We start from the raw sequence: 578 nt of genomic DNA, 5'->3' as shown, positions 1-578 counted from the left end.
AAAATCATCGAACTGGCTGGCTACCTGGATTCTTACATCCCAGAACCAGAGCGTGCGATTGACAAGCCATTCCTGCTGCCAATCGAAGACGTATTCTCCATCTCCGGTCGTGGTACCGTTGTTACCGGTCGTGTAGAGCGCGGTATCATCAAAGTGGGTGAAGAAGTTGAAATCGTTGGTATCAAAGAGACTGCGAAGTCTACCTGTACTGGCGTTGAAATGTTCCGCAAACTGCTGGACGAAGGCCGTGCTGGTGAGAACGTTGGTGTTCTGCTGCGTGGTATCAAACGTGAAGAAATCGAACGTGGTCAGGTTCTGGCGAAGCCAGGCTCAATCAAGCCACACACCAAGTTCGAATCTGAAGTGTACATCCTGTCCAAAGACGAAGGCGGCCGTCATACTCCGTTCTTCAAAGGCTACCGTCCACAGTTCTACTTCCGTACAACTGACGTGACCGGTACCATCGAACTGCCAGAAGGCGTAGAGATGGTAATGCCAGGCGACAACATCAAGATGGTTGTGACTCTGATCCACCCAATCGCGATGGACGACGGTCTGCGTTTCGCAATCCGTGAAGG

At 51.6% G+C, this 578-nt stretch carries 1 protein-coding gene; it reads left to right on the top strand.

Annotation, left to right across the window (positions count from 1 at the left end; translation table 11 throughout):
- Positions 1 to 578: EF-Tu/IF-2/RF-3 family GTPase (locus PUZ33_RS25140; RefSeq protein ID WP_252000637.1), on the top strand; the 578-nt coding region annotated here is incomplete at both ends.

It is taken from the genome of Enterobacter cloacae complex sp. 2022EL-00981 (assembly GCF_028737495.1).
Lineage (GTDB): Bacteria > Pseudomonadota > Gammaproteobacteria > Enterobacterales > Enterobacteriaceae > Enterobacter > Enterobacter cloacae.
This window is presented reverse-complemented; position numbering and strand designations above follow the sequence as displayed.